Origin of the sequence: Wolbachia endosymbiont of Oedothorax gibbosus (assembly GCF_936270435.1) — a bacterium.
In the GTDB taxonomy this organism is placed as follows: Bacteria; Pseudomonadota; Alphaproteobacteria; order Rickettsiales; family Anaplasmataceae; genus Wolbachia.
This window is the reverse complement of sequence record NZ_OW370567.1, coordinates 215,569-235,297: the sequence shown is the minus strand read 5'-3', so window position 1 is coordinate 235,297 and position 19,729 is coordinate 215,569. Positions and strand designations below refer to the sequence as shown.

Genomic DNA, 19,729 nt, shown 5'->3' with positions numbered 1-19,729 from the left:
AAAAGAGTTCCTTTTTTCTACTTAGTTTGGGTTATGCAAGAAGTCTATTGTCTTTTTAGACTACCTTATCTACCTTATTTTTGCCACTCCGCTAAACGGATACATAAAAAAACATTTGAAGATCTTAGAAGCCAAATTGCTCAAAGAAAAATTGTGAATAATAAATTTATTTACCAAAATAGAGTTGTCTTGGTCTACAGATCTTAGTTTCTTTATCATTTATCATTTCATACCACTGAGTAACCCAACCAGTGGTTCTTGCAAGTGCAAAAATAGGCGTGAACATATTTGAGGGAATATCAATAGCATTCATTATTATACCTGAGTAAAAATCAACATTTGGATATAACTTACGCACGATAAAATATTCATCCTTTAAAGCTATTTGTTCAAGTTTTTTTGCAATTTTGAGCAATTCATTATTTTGTTCTAGTTTACTTAGAACCTCATGACAAGCGTCTTTCAATATCCGCGCGCGCGGATCATAATTTTTATAAACACGATGTCCAAATCCCATCAATTTAAATGGATCTTTATCATCTTTAGCTTTTTCGATGAATTTATCTATATCTCCACTTTGCTCTATCTCTTTTAGCATATTTATAACTGCCTCATTAGCTCCACCATGTGCTGGTCCCCAAAGTGTAGCAACTCCTGCAGAAAGACTTGCAAACAAATTAGAACCAGCAGATCCCACCAATCTGACAGCCGCTGTAGAAGCATTCTGTTCATGATCAGCATGGAGAATAAATATTTTATCCAGAGCTTTTGCAAAAAGTGCATTATCAACAGCATCGCCAAATATCATCTTTAAGAAATTTTCACTGTAACTTAATTCATTGTTAGCGTTTATGAATTCCTGATTGTTGATATGCCTATAAATCATTGCAACAATTGCAGGAACTTGTGCTATTGCAGAAATTCCAAAATCTAGGTCTTCACCATTGACACTGTTGCCATGCTTTTCATGGTAAGATGCTGACAAACTTGCAAAACATGCAATTAAAATCGACATAGGGTGAGCAGTTTTTGGAAATGCTTTGATTACATCTGTAACTTGCTCTGATACTTTGGATAATTTTTGTATTTTGAGAAGAAATTTTTTGTGTTGCTCTGAACTGGGTAATTCACCATAGAGCAATAAATAAATCACAGCAGTAAAATTATTATTTTCTGCTAAATCAGCTATATTATGTCCCCTATATTTAAGTACTCCTTCATCTCCATCAATAAATGTAATTGTGGAAGAGCATGAAGCTGTAGAAACAAACCCTGGATCGTAAGTGAATAATCCTGTCATCTTATATAAATCCTTGATATTTAACACATCAGGACCTATTGTTCCGCTTAATACAGGTAGCTCAATTTTTAATCCATTACTTAGTTCTAATAGCACTTTTTTATCCATCACTTAAGCTACTTAAATTTTATACAGAATATACAAACTGAAGAGTATATATTAATACAGTTAACTTTACATTAACCGTATTAAGCGGTCATCAATGCTTTTACTTTTGCATTTAAGCGACTTATTTTACGCGCAACAGTATTCCTATGAATAACACCTTTATTCACACACTTGTGTAAATTAGATTCAGCATTCCGAAATGCCAGAACAACATTTTCTTTGTCGCCAGACTTGATTATATCAACCAATTTTCTAATAGCGGTGCGAGTTTTACTTTTCCGCATCTTATTTATTAAAGTGCGCTTTGCTATTACCTTTATCATTTTTTTAGCACTCTTATGATTTGCCATATATTAATACCTAAAATACTGTACTTTTTTTTAATTATAAAGTTTTTTTGTTAATTTGCAATATCAGTTTTTTCTATGGTTAATCTACTGCTTCTCTCTTCAATAATTTTTTCTAAACTTTGCAAGAATTCATTTTTGTTTAACCCAGGAGATATTGGGGGCAATATTTCTATTACTGCCTTTCCGGGATTCTTTCTCAGAGAAAGTATGCTTTTTGGCCAAAACAAACCAGTGTTTAAAGCAACCGGTAACACAGGAACAGATAATACGCTATATAAAGCAGCAATACCTGATTGATATTTTATATTTTGGTTTATAGTCGTTCTTGTACCTTCAGGAAATATTATTATGCTTCTATTTTCTTTTATACGCATTTTTGCTAGTTTAATGATACGACGCATAGAACTGATACCATCTGAACGGTTAATAAAAATCATTTTCAGCGCTATAAGATGCAAACCAATGAACGGAATCCATTTCAATTCACGTTTTAAAATAAAAACCGCTTTTCTAAATAGTAGTATAAAAATAAATGTTTCAAATGGAGATTGGTGTTTAGATGCAATGATAAAAGGTTGCTTAGGAATGTTTTCCATTCCCCTCACTTCATATTTAATGCCACATAATAAACGCAGCATGAATAATACAACTCTCACCGAACAGACGAGGAAAATAGTTATTACACACTCAGGAAAGAAAATTACAGGGAGAGCAATTAAAGTATAGAATACTTCCCATAATATAAGAAAGAAATTAAACAATAAACTTGAAATCACAAACTCACATAAACTTATTTGAGTTTAACTTTACTACAAATTAAAAGCAATAAGTTTAATTATTGATCATCTGAGTAATAGGATGCGAATCAGCTAATTTGTCCTTTAACTTTTCGTTAGCAATATGAGTATATATTTGTGTTGTAGAAAGGTTAGTATGGCCAAGAATTTTCTGTATCAACACAATATTTGCCCCGCTATTTAGTAGATGGGTAGCAAAAGAATGCCTAATCACGTGCGGAGAGATCTTATTTTCATTAATATTGCATTTTTTTGCTAACTCCTTTATTAATTGACCGATCCTCTGCCTTGTAATTGGTTTATTAGGTTTATCACCTGGGAATAGCCAATCGGATTCCTTTCTGTTAGAGAGCAGATTGTCACGAACTGATAAATAATTTCTAAGGCTCTGCAATGCTTGTTCATTAAAAAAGATTTGCCTCTCTCTACCACTTTTTCCTTTTATTATTATATAGCATTCTTTGTTATTACTGTTTATTAAATGTGACACTTCACACAACTTCATATTAATTAGTTCAGAAACACGCATTCCAGAAGAGTAAAGGATATCTAAAATCGCACATAGCCTTTTACTGTTTATCTCTTTATTCGATTCGCCTGCTGATTTTCTCACTGTGTCTATTAGCAAAAATATTTCTTCGACACTTAAATACTTAGGCAAAGGACGAGAAACTTTTGGATTCTTTAATTCAGCATCATTAGCCGGCGCTGGATTAAAATCTATTATTCCGTCATTAAATAGACACTTATAGAAATTTTTCATAGCAGATATTTTTCTTGATATAGAGCTACTTTTATATTTTTTTTGTGTACATAGAGATTCCACATAATCTTTAATATTGGTTTTGTTTGCACCAACTAAGGTAATACCGCTTTCTAATAAAAATTCTTCAAACTGGTGTAAATCCGAGCGATAACTTTCCAAAGTATTTTGTGTAGCGGACCTCTCTGAAGCTAAAGCATCTATGTAATATGTTATGTAAAGATTTTCTTTTTTATTTTGCGACTGTTTATTTTTCATTATCAGCTCCTATATTTATTTCTTTGGCTATAATTTGATTGGAAGTGTTTCCTGTATTTCTTATGAGAAAATATGAGACAAATAAGGCATTTATCAATAGAGTGAACATCACAAACTTTTGCTTTAACCTTTTTTTTAAATTTAATCTTACTTTTATCATAGTTAAATTATAACGTCAAATCTATAAAAAACATCTTATAAAGTGAACTCTACTATAATATAGAATACTTCTTAGCTGTATCTATATTTATTATAACATTTATTATAATTATAACACAGACAGGTGGAGATTTTAATTGCGTTAGTGTTATTGGTGTTAATAAATTTTTAATATATACCTTTACACAAGAAAGAATTAAATGGCATCTTTTTTTAATAAAGTGCTAATAAAAGGAATGGTCACATTTGACCCTACAGATTCATTATCTATCTTCCTTATAATTTTGTCAATGCTATAGAAAGAACGTTCTATTCTTGCTAAAATGTAATTAATCACTTTTAGATCAATTTTTAACTGTTTATCTGAAAATCTTTTTATTAGCATAATTCTTAATAATTCCTCGCTTGCAGGCAAAATTTTTACGCTGATAGTTGACAATATTCGAGAGCTTAAATCTCTTAGTTTGAAGTTAAGCTTTTTTGGTGAAATTGAAGAAGTGATTAGCAGTCTCTTGTCACTTTCTTTCATGTAATTGTAACAATGTAATAACATTGCTTCATCTTTAATGTTTTGTACGTCTTCTAAAATAAAAGCATCACTATACCTAATCTCGCTTACGAAGTTATTCACATTGATAAAAATTGCATCGTTTATTGATTGCCAAATATGAGCAAGATGAGTTTTACCGGAGCTTTTAGGTCCAAAAAGAATTAGACATTTCCAAGATAAGTCATCAATTACTGAATTATATATGTGCTTATTTTCATCTAAGATGATGTAATTTTGCCGACTATAATCAGCTTGATTGTTGTTAAATAAATTTAATTGCACGTTAAGCCTCTTACGTAACCTCTTTCTGGTAGTAATTTTTGCGCAGAAATTTACTTACGCTCCTCAAATATCTCAGGTATTCTGGGCTCATTTCTCTTCTTACCATAAATTGATTATGCAAAAGGTCTGTTAGCCGTTTTTATAAAGGTCACTTTTAAAATATTTATTGATTGCATATTCTACTGATACATTGAACATTGCTATTATTGGAATAAAAAGTAATATACCTGTAAATCCAAAATATGAAGCGCATATAGTAATTCCCAGAATAATTACAGTTGGATGTATATGAACTTTTTTTCCTATTAATAAAGGAACTAATATGTTTGAATCTATTAATTGCCCAACACCAAATAATAGCAAAACAGCAGCACTTTCAAACCATCCACTAAATTGAGTGATAGCGCTCAAAAACCCAATAATGGTATATAATAATGGCCCTACGTAAGGTATGAACGTTAACATTCCTGATAAAATTCCAATAACAATAGAGTGTTCCAATCCGATTATGCTCAGGCTCACAGAGTAAAAGACCATCATGACAATACATACATTTACCTGCCCCTTTAGATAATTAGATATAATGAAATCCACTTTGGAAAAATAATTTGCAACTTTTTCTCTATAAGGCATAGGAATTAATTTACTAGCTTTTTCTATAATTAAAGGCCAATCACGTAATATATAGAAAAACACTACAGGAGTAATTACCATTAATGATAACGTGTTAAAGCTTGAACTTAACACTTGGATTATAAAGTTACTAGCAATATCAAGAGCATTCATGAAATAAGATACATAGTCGCTGTAATTTTCTGCTAGATTTTTAGATAAGTGATCAAATAAGCTATCCTCGATTTTTATATTAAGAAATTCTAATACAGAGGGGATTACTTTAAGCTTTAATGAAGGCACTTTACTCACTAAGAAATTTAATATTGAAGTAATTTGAACATATATAATAGGCAAAACAAATGTTATAACTAGTATAAAAGCTATTAATAAAACAAGTATTATAAAAATAACAGAACATGAACGCGGTATTCTATACTTTTCAAACTTGACCACTAGCGGATTAAACAAATATGCAATAATAATAGATATTAAACATGGAAAAATCATAGGACGCATCAGGAATAACATCCCTATTATAAAAAGCAGTATAAAACAAATAGTTATATGACGTTTTTGCATGCTTTTAGCATAGCTAATTTACTGAAAAATATGCAATTTATTTTTCCTATGTTGAAAGTATTTTACGATTTGTAATACTATTTATTACTTCTGTTAAGTAGTAGTTTTTTGTTAAGAATATGGAATTTTAGGCATAGAATTCCCCCATGTGAAAAAAAATTCAGAAAAAATGCAGTGCCATACGACAGAGATTAAGCATGTGTGTGCACCCACATACGCTGAAGAAGATACGCTACATTTTTAACTGAATTTTAGATGCGTAATAGAAAGGCCTGCAGGCAAAGATAGATTTTGAGCTCTCTAAATATCTCTTTTGCTATTATAATTATGCTAATTAAGTAGGGGAAGTAATTTTTTATATAAAGTCAAAAATTTTTTTTGAAAAGAATTTGGGGTAAAGAGGGAAGCCTCTGCAAAGAGAAAATAGGCCTCTTCTTAATCCTATTGAAATTTTAGATAGCCTGCTATTATACACTCACGCTAAAAGTGATAAATATGCACACTAACAGACTTAAGAAATACAAAATAGCAGCATTAATAGTTGCAGCGGGAATAGGCAGTAGATGCAGTTCTACGATTCCTAAGCAATATGTAAAACTTGCAGGTAAATCTGTTTTATTTCATACAATTAAAAGATTTCTGGCTAACCAATATATAGATTACATAAGAATAGCAATTAATAGAGACCATGAAAATTTCTATGAGAAAGCTATATCGCCAATTACAGATACTAAATTACTAAGCCCTGTATACGGAGGAGAAAACAGGCAAAGTTCAGTTAAACTAGGGCTTGAAAGCTTACAAAAAGTTAACCCAGATTTTGTAGTTATACACGATGCTTGTAGGCCTTTTGTGTCAGATGTTCTGATAGATAACTTGGCTCAGTTCATGATTAATGATCAATATACAGGAGTAGTTCCAGCAGTAGAAGTCGAAGACACTATGTCATTGGTGAGTAATAGTTTTATTGAATCTACGATTTCGAGAGAAAAGCTCAGAGCCATACAAACTCCTCAAATTTTTAATTTCAAAGAATTATTATCATGCCATCAATCAGTCAAAGAATTTACTGACGATTCATCACTAATGGTAGAGCACAAAAAACATGTTGCGATTATTAAAGGTGAGAAAAGCAATTTTAAGTTAACCACAAAAGAGGATATCAATATGGCAAAGCTTCTCTTTGAAGAGCCAAAATTTCGTGTCGGAGCTGGTTATGATATACATAAGTTCATTAAAGTTCAAAATGGTGCTGAGAGCTTTATAAAAATTTGCGGTGTGAAAATTGAGCACAACATGGCAATAGAAGCACATTCAGATGGTGATGTTGCAATACATGCAATCGTTGATGCAATACTCGGAGCACTAGGATGTGGCGACATAGGAGAGCACTTTCCTCCTAGTTCCTCTGAATGGAAAGATTGCAATTCATCTCACTTTCTTGACTTTGCTGCTAAAAAAGCAAAGGAAAAAGGGTACAGCGTGTCTAATTTAGATATTACTATAGTTTGTGAGGAGCCTAAAATATCGCCTTACAAAGTAGAAATGAAGAAATTCATATCAAAAGCATTAGAGATTGATGATGAATTTGTAAATATCAAAGCAACCACTGCAGAAAAATTAGGTTCTCTTGGAAGAAATGAAGGAATAGCAGCATATGCTTCTGTGTTATTGCATACAAACTTTTATTGGGAATAGAAACGAAAAAATTACTTTACAAACTCCGCCAGCCTTCTTATCATGAAACTGAAGGTATTCAGTTATCTTCATCTGTGCAGATTAAACAGCAAGAAAACAACGTAGTTGGCGTCTTATTTTTAATTTTTTGCACTATGTGCACCTTATGTCTTTATCAAATTTCTAGGTTTTTGCCTACACAAGCTGAAACGCGCTGTTTAAGACAGTATAGTACGCCAATTTGCAGGATTAGAGAGTGAACACTAATTACCACGGGGTTTCTTTTGCCTTTTTTTCTGCTTAGTAAATTTCTTAAACATTTTAGCTAAGGTTAGTTGCATTTAAAAGCAGCTAAATTGCAGTGTTTAAGACTTAAAAAACGCCAAATACTGAAAATAAACAATGACCAGGGCTTCTTTTGCCTTTTTTTTGTTTGGTAAATTTTTTAATATTTATAGCAACATGAACTGGGCAGGAAGGTGTCATTCCAGTGCTCCTTTTTTTGTCATCCCAGTGTCTGGGCTACTTTGATGACACCATTCTTTCTTCTGGATCCAAGTAGTCAAGCTACTTTGATGACGGGAGAAGGAGGCACTGGAATGACAGGAGAAGGAAGCACTGGGATGACAGAAGAAGGAGGCACTGGGATGACACCCTTTTGGATAGATCCCAGTGTCAAGCACTGGAATGACATCATAGGGGCTTGCATGACATCATTCTTTTTTCTGGATCCCAGTGTCTGGGCACTGGGATGACAAAAAAGGAGGCACTAGGATGACAAAGGAGAGATACTCGGATGATACCTTTTTTCTACTTAGTTTGGGTTATGCAAGAAGTCTATTATAATCAGGCTTTAAGTATGCGGAAGTAATTTTTTTCGTTAGAGTAAAAAATTTTTTCTATAGCTAATCAAAGTGAGATTAAGAGAAACTTACCACTTTCTTTACAAAGGGTTTGATGTTACCATTTGACTGCCTATTTTGAATTTATTGAATGAACATTAACATAAAGAATCTAGTTCATGCTTTTTCTAAATTGCCAAGTTTAGGGCCATCATCATCACGCAGGTTAGTTATACATTTACTCCAAAACAAAGAAAAAGTTATGCTACCGCTTGCATCTTTGATTAAAGAGCTAGCAGATCTTATAATAGAGTGTGAAGTTTGCGGAAATCTAGATACTAAGTCACCTTGTTCTATTTGTACTAACCCAAAACGTGACACTAAGTTACTGTGTGTAGTAGAAGAATTAGGTGATCTATGGGCATTTGAAAAAGGAAGTATATATTCAGGTTTATACCATGTTTTGGGGGGCAGATTGTCTGCAATAAACGGCATAGGTCCAAAAGAACTTAACCTTGATACTATTCTGGAAAGAGTGACAAAATCTAAAGTTGAAGAGATAATTATTGCAATTAATCCGACATTGGAGGGTCAAGTTACTGCACAATATATAATTGAATTGCTAAAAAACTTGAATGTGAAAATATCACGTCTTGCTTGCGGCATACCAATGGGCGGAGAAATTGACTACCTAGATGAAGGAACGCTGAGGATAGCACTTACTTCAAGACAAGAATATGAGTTAAATGTAAAATAAGGTATGTACTTAAAAAAACTTATATCATGGATGACATTTAAAAAGAAAGAAGCAGCACCACTACCCGAGGTGGTGTGGGAGAATGACTATCTTGGCTATAAGCAATTTTCAGGCAAATTCAACACTATAATTAAAACGATTGATCAGTCTTTTACAATAATATCTTTAGAAGGATATGATGGATGGGGCAAGACGTTTTTTTTGAAAGAATGGGTAAAAGAGTTAAAACAGCAAAATGAAATTGCAGCTTATTATAGTGCATGGGATATCAATGCATTGGACCAACCACTACCCTCTTTTTTAAATTTTCTATTTGAAGATTTATTTGCGTCGTACGAAGTAAAAAGAAGCGTTATACAACAGTTCAAGAACATAAACCAAGAGCTATTTTCTCTAAACACACTAGGAAAGCTGATCAGTAAATCTCCACTTGCTATGCTTTCAGTATTTCTTGATGCTGCAAAAGAGGCTGATAAAAAAGACATAGGTTTTGTCTTGAGTGAATTAAGTCTTCTCCAAAGAAGAAAAGAGAGTACTAGAGATTTTAAAACACAGTTAGCGGATGTGGTTAATAAAATCAGAAAAGACAAAAACATTTATATAATGGTGGATAATCTTGATGTGTGCCGTCCTAAATTCGTTGTCGATTTTTTGGAATCTATAAAGCATATGCTTGATGTGGAGGGGCTGGTTTTCATTATTTCTGTAAGTAAAGATAAGAGTAATGTACAGAGAGCAATCAGCACAATACTTGGACCGAATTTTGATCTAAAATCTTTTACTGATCTCTTTTTACATTTACCAAAACAACCGATAGAAAAATTTACAAAAGAACTATTTGAAAATATTAAATTACCGAAAAAATCAAAAAGTTTAATTATAGATAGTTTTATATTTTATGCAGAAAGCCTATCACTATCGCTGAAAACAATAGAATATTGCACAAAAAAAATAAAACTATGTCTTCTGAATTATATAAAGGAAGAATTACCTGATCCGAATTTGTTTTCATTTTTGGTAATACTGCAATCGATAAATATTGATATATATGAAGAATTAGATTTATCGTATCAAAAAGCGCTGGAGAAGATTGAGAGTGAGTATAAGTCTCTAATTTTGGCTCAAATAAATGGTCAAGAAGAATGGGAAAGACTTAAAATTTCTCTAGAAACTGCCTTTGCAGAAAAAATTAACAAAGCTATGAAGGATATGATGTTTTGAAAAGATACCCTACCTTTGCATATACAAAGATAGGGTAACATTTGATTAACGCCCTTTTACTATATCATTACCTTGTTCAAACTTTTTGATTAATTCGCTTACGTTGACATTAGATAATTTTTTGCCTGCAGATTTGTCATTATGTGAAGCATCAGGTTTACGAAGGTCTTCCTTACTGTTACTCCTAGTATAGTACTTTTCATAATAGTCCAAATAAGGTAAAATAAGGATTTGTAGTAGTGAAGGTAGGTATGCCAGCAGCATATAGTTATGACTTAAGGAAAAAAGCAATGGAAGCTCTAGACGAGGGAGAAAGCAGAGAAACAGTGGCAGCAAGATTTAAAATTGGACGAACTACTTTGTGGGAGTGGCAGCAAAGAAGAAAAGAAACAGGTGACTTTCAATCAAAAAAACTTGGAAATGGAGGTTACAATCACAAAATTACCGACTGGGATGCCTTTGCTAAATTTGCCAGAGAAAACGGAGGAAAGACTCTATTGGAAATGGCTAAACTTTGGAGCAACGTTAGTATCCAAACTATCCACCGAGCCCTGAAAAAAATTGGATTTACACGCAAAAAAAGACCTATGGGTACAAGGAAAGAAGCGAAGAAAAACGTGCTAAATTCTTGAAAATTATAGCAACAAAAGAACCTAAAAACTTAGTGTATATAGATGAGTCTGGCATTGACAACACTGAAGACTACCCCTATGGATATTGTCAGAAGGGACAGCGGTTTTATGCCCTAAAATCTGGGAAGAAAACTCAACGAATCAGTATGATTGCAGCTTTAAGTGAAAGAAAAATAGTTGCTCCATTAACCTTTGAAGGCCACTGTAATATGGATATTTTTAATGGATGGTTTGAGCAATTTTTGATACCGACCTTGGAACCTGGACAAACTGTCATTCTTGACAATGCTACTTTTCATAAGTCTGATAAGATCATTAAGCTTGCTAAAGGGATTGGTGCAGAAATTTTGTATCTGCCACCGTATTCTCCAGATTTTAACAAAATTGAACATCATTGGTTTGCTATAAAAAACAGAGTCAGGAAAAACATTCCTCTATTCAAGTCTTTTCGTCATGCTGTTGATTCTGCCTTTCTATGATCTGTTCGGATTATTATGAGAAGTGCTATAATATTACATCTGACAATGTTTGAATTATTAGACTTATCGCTTATATCTGAAATATTACTTTTTTCACTGTACGAAGACGAGTTGCTTGACATATTGTCTAAACTAAAACGCTTTTTACCTTGATAGATTGGATTCCAATCAAGTGGATTATAAGCTTTAGCTTTTTTATCAAGAGTGCTGCTACTAACATCACTATCCCCTGAATCACGGCGTTGTTTGTTAGGAGTGCTATAAATATTGTCTTCCATGAGTTTTCGCATTGTTGGGCCAAATGTTCTTCCAAGATTGCTACTCACTGTTTTATTACTATCATTTGCTTGAGAATGAGATGCATTTCGCTCAAAAATCGCTTTTATTCCAGCAAATTTAGCTTGGGAAGATTTTGGAGGAACAGGTGGAGCAACCATACCTTTCGAGTTTTCATTTTTAGGAAAAATTTTTGGATTATTTTTTTCTACTGTAGTATTCATTTTTTTACCTCTAAACCTATTCACTAATAAAAGTATAAATTGAGAGTATTAATTTTATAATAACGATGCTAACAGGTTTCAAATAAGCATCGCCAGAGGATTCTCTATATAATGCTTAAAGGCATTTAAAAATTTTGCTCCGAGTGCCCCATCAACCGTCCTGTGGTCAACAGAGAGTGTTACTGTCATTATTTCTGCTATCTCTATTTTCTCATTTATAACAATTGGTTGTTTTTTGGATGCACCAACTGCCATTATGCAAGATTGCGGTGGATTGATTATAGCACTGAAGGCTTTTATACCAAACATTCCTAAATTAGAAATAGTAAACCCTCCTCCTTGAAACTCTTCAGGTTTCAATTTTCCAGATCTTGCTCTGCTTACTAAATCTTTCACTTCTTTTGATATAGATAAAATACCCTTTTTATCAGCGTTTTTCACTATAGGAGTAATTAATCCATCTTCAAGTGCCACGGCGATTGAAATATCTACATTCGAGTATTTAAGTATTTTATTATCTATCCACGAAGAATTTATATCAGGAAATTTTTTCATGCTAAAAGCCACAGCTTTTATAACCAAGTCATTGATTGTTACTTTATTGTTTTCATCTGCTGAGTTAATCTCATTTTTGAGCGATATTAACTTATCAACTCGGCAGTCTACAGTTAAATAAAAATGTGGAACATTCTGTTTGGATTCAGTCAGGCGCTGCGCTATCACTTGGCGTATGTTGCTTACTTCAACTATCTCAGGACTTTCAGTGCATATACCACTGCTTAAAGACTCTAACACATCAGCTTTGATAATACGGCCATATGGACCTGTACCTTTTAATCGCTTTACATCAACACCTTCATTTTGAGCTATTTTCTTAGCTAATGGGCTTATTTTTGTTCTACCTTCTGTTGTCTTAGTATCTTCTTCTTTTCTAGATCCCAGTGTCAAGCACTGGGATGACATTGAGGGGTTGGATTCCAGTGTCAAGCACTGGGATGACATCAAAGAGTTGGATGACATCGAATGGTTAGATGACATTGGAGGGTTGGATGACATTGAGGAGTTGGATGGCACTGAGGGATTGGTTTCAACTTCTTTCTTAGCTTCAATATTGGTAGCAGAAGTTGAAACATAGTTACCGAGTGCACTTTCATCTTCTCCTTCTTCCAGCATTAAAGCTATCAGTTGATTGACAGGCACGCCGCTTGTTCCTTCTGTTACTAAAATTTTTGCTATGATTCCTTCATCCACAGACTCAAATTCCATTATGGCTTTATCAGTCTCTATCTCGGCAATTACATCGCCTACTTCAACTTTGTCTTGTTCTTTTTTATGCCACTTGACAATTTTTCCTCCAGTTTTGCTCATTGTCGGAGAAAGAGCAGGCATTAATATTTCTATAGGCATTGATTTTGCATTTAAAGATCTATTCAATTTTTAATTTACTCTTTATCTTATGTCAACCTAATCGTGAATTATGATGAATAAACTATCCCTCACGTCATCCCAGTGCATGACACTGGGCAGTACTATTATCCTATTGTTTTTATTATTTAGCCATAGCTTGTTTGCTAATAACTTTGTTTCAACCAAATCAAATAAAATCAACATGAGAACGGGGCCAGGGTTTCACTATCCTGTAAAATGGATATACACTTGCAAAAATCTGCCCCTGAAAGTGATAGAAGAGTTTGAGAGTTGGAAAAAGGTCTGCGATATAGATGAAGACTGCGGATGGATAAAAGGCAATCTTCTTAGTGATAAGCGCTACGCGATTGTAAAAGAAGATACTTATGGATATCAAAAACAGAGTGTAGACAGCAAGATTACTATGAAAATAGACAAGTTTGTTGTGATGAAGATAGAAAAATGCAACGAAGAATGGTGCTTTCTTTCCACCCCAAAACGCAAAGCATGGGTACAAAAAAAACATATATATGGGGTTGATTAGGTTGACAAAAGATCTGAATTAACACTAGTTTCTGGGCCTTCTGTAGCATGCTCTTCAGATGAAGCAGAGGGTTCTTGAGGCTCTGGAGACTGTACAGGGCTATCACAGAAACTCCTTAACATCTCCTCAGCGGATGAATCTAAAATTTGTACAATAGACTTTTCACTCTGCTCTTTTAGCGATTGATCAAACCTAAAGATCAACTTAGAAAACTCGCTACCTGATTTTTCAGCTTCGCTTTTTATTTTACTTTCTATGCTTGCAATATTATCTTGTTCAATTTCTTCTTTTTTTATGTTGAATGAATTTGCAATATCTTGATATCTAATCTTACAATTTCCACAACCAATTATACAAAAAGCAATAGAGTCAGATATTTCACTTGCAGCCCACTTATGTATAGTGTAAGCCAAATAATTGTCATGGTATTTAATGCTAAATTGTTGTTCTATTAACTCAGAAATTTTATTCTTTAGAGACATAAAGTACCCTCCTTACATTCGTTATACCTTTTTGTTAAGATACACCATTTACTACATGCTTTGTTTTAATTAATTATTAAAACAAGAGCATCATTTCCAGAGCTATATCTTTTTACCTTAATAATTCTTTTTTGATTTCCTCTTCAATCATCTTAATTATACTCGTGTCAGCATCACCTGTCAAAAAATCCCTAACATTCCCGAGATCATATCGATTTCCTATCCTTTTTTCAATAGCATCATCTATTATGTCTATGTCAAATCCCTTTATAATAGGCGTTATCTTCACATACCCTGCAGAGCCTTTACCATAAATTCCTTTGCTTTTATCAATGCAACCACCTGTACCAGGTTTACTGCTTCTAAAACCCTTTCTACATTCTACTGTTTCATACTTGATTTCACCATTTTCTATATATGCTATCCTATTATCTTCAGTAAACTGCAATCCTTTTACTATAGTTTCTTTTTTTAATTTTACACTATCATCAATTATTGTTTCCATATAATCCCTATACCGACCTTTATATTCATAGTCTTTATAGATGCCTCCACCTCCCATAGTGATTAAATCCTTGCACTCTTGTTTGCCTAAACGACACTTTCTTATAAAAATAGGACCACCATCCTTATCTGTGTATCTCGTTTCTCTGTTACCTCCTCCCTCTGAAACTTCAATGTCAATGATAGGATAATCAGGATCAATTTCCAATTTAGCTTTAATATAATCTCCTGGCATTCCTGCTCTAGTTTCAGTGGAACAGGCATTCTTCTTGGTGGCATCATCTACATAAGATCCGCAGTAAGTGGGTGTATCTTTTATGTGACCTGCTTCACCACATCCCCACACTTCTATTTCAACACGGCTAGATGTTATTTGTGAGCCATCCACATCATGATTTCCACTTCCAAAATCATGGGACTTTTCGCTCTTTTTTTCCAGTTCTTTCTCGATTATCTCTTTTAATTTCTCTTGTAATTTTTTCTCTTTTAATTTTTCTTTTAATTTCTTTCTTAAACCTTCCAAATCAAACCTACACAATTTATCAGCGTAAAAGACCTCTGTTCTATCTGCTTTAATCGGTTGATCTTTTAATTGTGTACACTTTTGTACTTCATTTTTTTCATCTCTTAATACTTTACCATCCTTATCTTTACAATCCACTTCCTCATACCTTAAGTAAAATTGCTTATCATTTTCATTTTTATTTTTATTCAAATATTGTTTTGAACGGCTACACTTTCCATCAAAGCAGATGCAACCATCATTACCTTGCTTACATCCTTCTTTATGCTCTGTATCTATCAACTTATATACTACTTTGACTTTGTTGTTTGCAAATTGTTCATCTATGTCTTTATCGTAATTCACGCAGTAACTGCATTCTCCCTTCTTCTGCTTATTTTCGTCAGGGAAGAAAACGTATCCTTGCTTATTAAATATTATTTTATCCAACCGATTTTGAGGTTCTTTCAAAAGGTCAACTATTTCCTTGCTTGGAAGATAATAGAACTGATTTGATTCCTTGGAGTAAACAGCATTGTATTTAATATATTTTGTTCCCATTAATTTTAGTGGTATTATCTCATTTTCTCTTTTAAGAACAAACTCCTCTGGTTCTGGCTGCCAACCAGAAAGACAAAGCATTTTACTGTTAGAATTTCCTTTATACTTTACTTCTATTTCTGGTTGTCCTAAGTTGTTCAATTTGCACTTATTCCCCTGAAACTCTTTACATTCCGTTTCAATATCAGGAACATAGCCATATTCTTTCAGAACTTTAAATTGTTGCGGATTACTTTCTAATATACCTTCTATAATATTATCAATATAATTTTTTTTGTTATTACTATCAGTCGTTTTTGCTACTATTGCTGGTTTTACTACTTTTAAAGATAGAGGGCCAATATTTACAGGATGGTTGGTAACATTAAAAGTACAGGAACCATTACTGTAGGTTCCGTGTGCTCTACAAGTGCTCTCGCTCATCTTCATTTCTATTTCTAGCGTGTTTTCATTTGCTACCTTCACTATCTTAGGTTCTGGAGCAGGTGGTGCCGGGAAGCAGCGGACGAACTGTGGATTTTTTCCATCTATACTTTGAGTTCCATGGTATTCAGCGCAGAGCTTATCTTTTTCTCTATAAGTTGCGAAGTAATGTGTCGTGCCATCTTTATCCAAAATAGGATACTCCCTAACAACTTCATCCGAAGTAAGGCGCTCCCCAGCTTTATCTTTTTTGTATTTTCTGGGAAAATCTAATTCTTTTCCAATCTTTCTGTCTTCTTCTATTAGATCACCAGCTATTACCTTAACTTTAGGGTTAAAGTAATCATTGTCTTTATCTGTTATAGGAACAATTCTAACTTGTGGAGGTGACATTGCAAGTTGCTCACAGAACGGAGGGGGGCCAGGTGCAAGTGGCACAGGGGCACATTTTATCTTTTGCTTTCCTTTATTCCATGATGAACAAGTATCACAAACGTTTTCCATATCCCCTGGACGGAAAATATTTTCTCCCTGAAGCACTCTTGAAAACCATGCAGAACTACCCATACAAGCGCCTTTTTGGCTACAAGCACATATTTTAGGAGACTTAGCAAACTTCGTTTTTTCTTCATCAGTAACATTGTCTGCCCATTCCCACTCAAGACTATCTGCTATTTTTGCATTAACAGATGTTTTATCTCCTTCCCAATCAATAAACACTGCTGCAGAGACTCCACCTCCTGTATCTTGTGTACCATATATCTGGCGGCAGGATGTTCCACTAGGTAATATATAACAATTATCTTTTCCTTCATAATCACAGACTTGAATCTTTGGATTAAAATAACCATCAATTCCTTGGTCTTTTACTTGTCTTACTGTAATATATTGGTATAGCTTTTCATCAACTTTAAAACTACCTTTAGTACCAAAAGTAAAAATTGCTAAAAAACCCTCCAAAGCTTTTTTGCCTCCAGCTTCAAGTATAGTATTACTCTCTACAAGAGGCGGACAATCAGCATATCCTTGATACGAAAGACCAAATGTCAAAAAGAACATCAATAAGAAATTAAGCTTTACACTTTTCATAGAACACCGGTAACCACTCATTAACTTCTTCTCCTTTTTCTTTTATTGCCTCATACATGTACTTTATAGTCTCTTTATTAGCTGAAAGTACATGTATTTCTTGCATATTCTTTAAATCTAAATTTAAAGTTACTAACCCCTTATACTGTTTTATCAAAAATAAACCTTCCTGTGTTGGCGTCTGCAGAATTATATTCAGTTCCTCTTTCGATAGAGAAAATGCTTTCATGTATAATCTATTTGCATTGACGTTCGGCATCAAGATTCTTGTATCAACATGTTTATCTAAATATTGAGTAAATTTGCTAGCAAATGCGAGGTTTAAATTTTCAGTACTTAGGATTACCACAATATTTAGTTCCGTCATTCTTTGCATCCAGTTATCAAACTCTTTCTCTGTAGGAAAAATATTACTTATCTCCCATGCTTCATCCAAAACAAGTATTGCAGGCAAGCCATCACATTTTGCCTCAAAAGAATATAAAAAATAGTAAAGTATCACGGACATACATTCCTTTTGTTTTGTAAGGTTTGCGGTGTTGAGAGATATAATTTTTGTTTCCCAGTCAATATCTGATTCATCACCATCTTGAAATAAGTAAGCAAAGTCACCATCGTCACACCATCTACTTATCTTACCCCCAAGGAGCAAGAGCACCTCAGAAATTTGTGAAATAGAACGTGATTCCTTGGGTATAGCAAATATAGAATCCACAATTTTTCTTATCTTTTCTTCTACGTCCACCAAGCTCGTATCGGCTACCATTCTTTTGATCAGTTCAACCAACATATTGCGATTGGAAGCACTATCTTCAATGTTTAGTGGATTAAATTTTAGGCTTTTGTCCTTATACTTCGGATCGATTATATAATATTTACCACTCACTGCTTTAGTAAAAATTATTGATTTTCCAGTGTTATCCAATATGACAATTCTTGGGTTAAACTTTCTTGATTCTGATAATAGGAAATTAATGAGTGAAGTTCTGCCTGAATTTGGAGCTCCAAGTATCGTAGTATGGCCATTATTTCTTTTTCCATGAAAATTAAAGAAGTAAGGATTTCCTTCTTTTGAGAAAAAAACTGTTACCGCTTCTTTCCACCTTCCTCCTTTTAATGTACCTGACGTAAAATCGTGCAGCATAGCAAAACTGCAAGCATATTTTGCTAATATATTTTTCGGTTGCGTAATAAAAGCAAAATTGCCTGGAAGTTGTGCCCAAAAATGACTTTCCATATGTAGATCAGTTCTAAATATCATGAAGCCAATCAATGACATTATAGAAGATAAATCACTAATATTTTTGGCTAACTTATTCCTATCGTCTGCAAATATTGTAAAAATAATTTTCTGTTGGCAGAAGTCTAGACTAGAGGTCTTTTCAAGCTCTATTATTTCTTCAATTCCTGAGCTTTTAAGTAAGGTATTATCCTCACTAATTTGCAGCATGTTAATTTGTTTATTAAATTCTTTTATTGCCTTACTATTACTAGTAAATATCATTATTTCTGTAATGATAAATTCAGATTCAAGCTGCAAGCACCTATCTATATTGCCTAAGGAGATTTCTCGGTATTCCTTTATGCTGAAAACAGAGCCAAATTTCTGTTGATTTTTAAAGATTGTCTGAAACGTATTGAAACCAAAAGCTATTTTAAAATTTCTAATATATTGCGACAGGTCCCTTTCATGTATTGGATAATCTTTGTGCGTTAATGTAACAATATAGTGGAGAAATTCTATCATTTCAGAATATATTTTACCTTCACTAAATCTTAGACCCAGTTTTTTAGCTCCAAAAGGTCCTAAATCATCGTGAATTAAGTCAGTTATCTTTTGCAACTCCTGGTGACTTTCTTGTAAAGACAGCTTATGCTTATTCTTTATTCTATTAAAAAAAAATGAATTATTAGTATGCTTACCAAAATCGCTAAACAATATTACAATATATAATTCATTTATATACTGTAATTTACTATCAGTGAGTTTATCAAACCGCGCTGAATGTAGCTTATCAGAGAAGTCTTCAGTTTTATTCCATTTTAAGCTCAATTTATTGCGCTTTCGGACAGTATGAATCCAAACGGTAAAATATAGGCTATTAATATTTTTTGATATGCTTTTTCTAATTTCAGTTCTAAGGTCGCTGTAATTATCAACAGAAGAATAATCTTCTAACTTGATTATTTTTAACAACTCTCCCTGTTTTGTTAGTATAGTTTCTTCATTGTAATGACAAGCATAAGGAATGAAATCTAAATCAATGCTCTCTAGTAATGCTAGACTGCTCTTTTTTTTAGGCTTAAAGCTAGTAGCCGGTACTTTTGATTGCATACAACATCATGTG

The 19,729-nt window shown here is 33.3% G+C and carries 18 protein-coding genes; 6 read left to right on the top strand and 12 right to left on the bottom strand.

Translation table 11 applies throughout. The features are described 5' to 3' along the window. Window positions 1-166: 166 nt before the first annotated feature. From NBW39_RS01205 to NBW39_RS01180, 6 genes are all read right to left on the bottom strand, one after another. Window positions 167-1,408, bottom strand: coding sequence for a citrate synthase (locus NBW39_RS01205; RefSeq protein ID WP_250295380.1), 1,242 nt, complete (start codon window positions 1,406-1,408; stop codon window positions 167-169). Window positions 1,409-1,488: 80 nt separating this feature from the next. Then, on the bottom strand, window positions 1,489-1,758 hold the full coding sequence (gene rpsT / locus NBW39_RS01200; RefSeq protein ID WP_250295379.1) for a 30S ribosomal protein S20: 270 nt from the start codon (window positions 1,756-1,758) through the stop codon (window positions 1,489-1,491). Window positions 1,759-1,808: 50 nt separating this feature from the next. Continuing rightward, on the bottom strand, window positions 1,809-2,534 hold the full coding sequence (locus NBW39_RS01195; protein WP_370273682.1) for a lysophospholipid acyltransferase family protein: 726 nt from the start codon (window positions 2,532-2,534) through the stop codon (window positions 1,809-1,811). A 55-nt stretch (window positions 2,535-2,589) separates the two neighbouring features. Beyond that, window positions 2,590-3,576, bottom strand: coding sequence for a tyrosine recombinase (locus NBW39_RS01190; protein WP_250295377.1), 987 nt, complete (start codon window positions 3,574-3,576; stop codon window positions 2,590-2,592). Window positions 3,577-3,931: 355 nt separating this feature from the next. Beyond that, window positions 3,932-4,567: a DnaA ATPase domain-containing protein gene (locus tag NBW39_RS01185; RefSeq protein WP_250295376.1), complete on the bottom strand. Its 636-nt coding sequence runs from the start codon at window positions 4,565-4,567 to the stop codon at window positions 3,932-3,934. A gap of 129 nt (window positions 4,568-4,696) precedes the next feature. Further along, a complete protein-coding gene (locus NBW39_RS01180) occupies window positions 4,697-5,761 on the bottom strand; it encodes an AI-2E family transporter (RefSeq protein WP_250295375.1) in 1,065 nt (354 codons plus the stop codon). 486 nt (window positions 5,762-6,247) lie between these two features. Here NBW39_RS01180 and ispD point away from each other — a divergent pair, with 486 nt between their 5' ends. From ispD to NBW39_RS01160, 4 genes are all read left to right on the top strand, one after another. Further along, a complete protein-coding gene (ispD, locus tag NBW39_RS01175) occupies window positions 6,248-7,459 on the top strand; it encodes a 2-C-methyl-D-erythritol 4-phosphate cytidylyltransferase (protein WP_458695379.1) in 1,212 nt (403 codons plus the stop codon). 509 nt (window positions 7,460-7,968) lie between these two features. Further along, window positions 7,969-8,193: a hypothetical protein gene (locus NBW39_RS01170; protein WP_250295373.1), complete on the top strand. Its 225-nt coding sequence runs from the start codon at window positions 7,969-7,971 to the stop codon at window positions 8,191-8,193. Window positions 8,194-8,437: 244 nt separating this feature from the next. Continuing rightward, complete coding sequence (recR, locus tag NBW39_RS01165) at window positions 8,438-9,037, top strand: recombination mediator RecR (RefSeq protein ID WP_250295726.1); 600 nt, start codon at window positions 8,438-8,440, stop codon at window positions 9,035-9,037. A 3-nt stretch (window positions 9,038-9,040) separates the two neighbouring features. Continuing rightward, window positions 9,041-10,258 (top strand): KAP family P-loop NTPase fold protein, encoded by a 1,218-nt coding sequence (locus NBW39_RS01160; RefSeq protein WP_250295372.1) that lies wholly within the window; start codon window positions 9,041-9,043, stop codon window positions 10,256-10,258. 45 nt (window positions 10,259-10,303) lie between these two features. On the opposite strand, the gene NBW39_RS01155 is transcribed toward NBW39_RS01160, so the two are convergent. After that, on the bottom strand, window positions 10,304-10,471 hold the full coding sequence (locus NBW39_RS01155) for a hypothetical protein (protein ID WP_250295371.1): 168 nt from the start codon (window positions 10,469-10,471) through the stop codon (window positions 10,304-10,306). A gap of 38 nt (window positions 10,472-10,509) precedes the next feature. On the opposite strand from NBW39_RS01155, the gene NBW39_RS01150 reads away from it, so the two are divergent. After that, a protein-coding gene (locus NBW39_RS01150) for an IS630 family transposase (protein WP_250294642.1) occupies window positions 10,510-11,369 on the top strand; the annotation gives its coding sequence in 2 pieces (ribosomal slippage) (window positions 10,510-10,834 and window positions 10,834-11,369; 861 coding nt in all). Here the strand turns inward: NBW39_RS01150 and NBW39_RS01145 are convergent. Both NBW39_RS01145 and NBW39_RS01140 read right to left on the bottom strand, forming a co-directional pair. Next, window positions 11,342-11,869: a hypothetical protein gene (locus NBW39_RS01145; protein WP_250295370.1), complete on the bottom strand. Its 528-nt coding sequence runs from the start codon at window positions 11,867-11,869 to the stop codon at window positions 11,342-11,344. The two genes, NBW39_RS01150 and NBW39_RS01145, sit on opposite strands and share 28 nt — an antisense overlap. Before the next feature lie 78 nt (window positions 11,870-11,947). After that, complete coding sequence (locus NBW39_RS01140; RefSeq protein ID WP_250295725.1) at window positions 11,948-13,276, bottom strand: dihydrolipoamide acetyltransferase family protein; 1,329 nt, start codon at window positions 13,274-13,276, stop codon at window positions 11,948-11,950. A 73-nt stretch (window positions 13,277-13,349) separates the two neighbouring features. Between NBW39_RS01140 and NBW39_RS01135 the strand changes: the two genes are divergently transcribed. Next, the gene (locus tag NBW39_RS01135) at window positions 13,350-13,820 is read left to right on the top strand and encodes an SH3 domain-containing protein (RefSeq protein ID WP_250295369.1); all 471 of its coding nucleotides are present in this window, start codon (window positions 13,350-13,352) and stop codon (window positions 13,818-13,820) included. Here the strand turns inward: NBW39_RS01135 and NBW39_RS01130 are convergent. The 3 genes from NBW39_RS01130 to NBW39_RS01120 form a co-directional block, all read right to left on the bottom strand. Beyond that, window positions 13,817-14,302 carry a WBM0748 family T4SS-associated protein gene (locus NBW39_RS01130; protein WP_250295368.1) on the bottom strand — a complete coding sequence of 162 codons (486 nt, stop codon included), beginning with the start codon at window positions 14,300-14,302 and terminating at the stop codon, window positions 13,817-13,819. The two genes, NBW39_RS01135 and NBW39_RS01130, sit on opposite strands and share 4 nt — an antisense overlap. A gap of 112 nt (window positions 14,303-14,414) precedes the next feature. Then, the gene (locus tag NBW39_RS01125) at window positions 14,415-17,381 is read right to left on the bottom strand and encodes a hypothetical protein (protein WP_250295367.1); all 2,967 of its coding nucleotides are present in this window, start codon (window positions 17,379-17,381) and stop codon (window positions 14,415-14,417) included. Continuing rightward, on the bottom strand, window positions 17,362-19,716 hold the full coding sequence (locus NBW39_RS01120; RefSeq protein WP_250295366.1) for a VirB4 family type IV secretion/conjugal transfer ATPase: 2,355 nt from the start codon (window positions 19,714-19,716) through the stop codon (window positions 17,362-17,364). Before NBW39_RS01120 ends, NBW39_RS01125 begins: the two co-directional genes overlap by 20 nt. Between the last annotated feature and the right edge of the window lie 13 nt (window positions 19,717-19,729).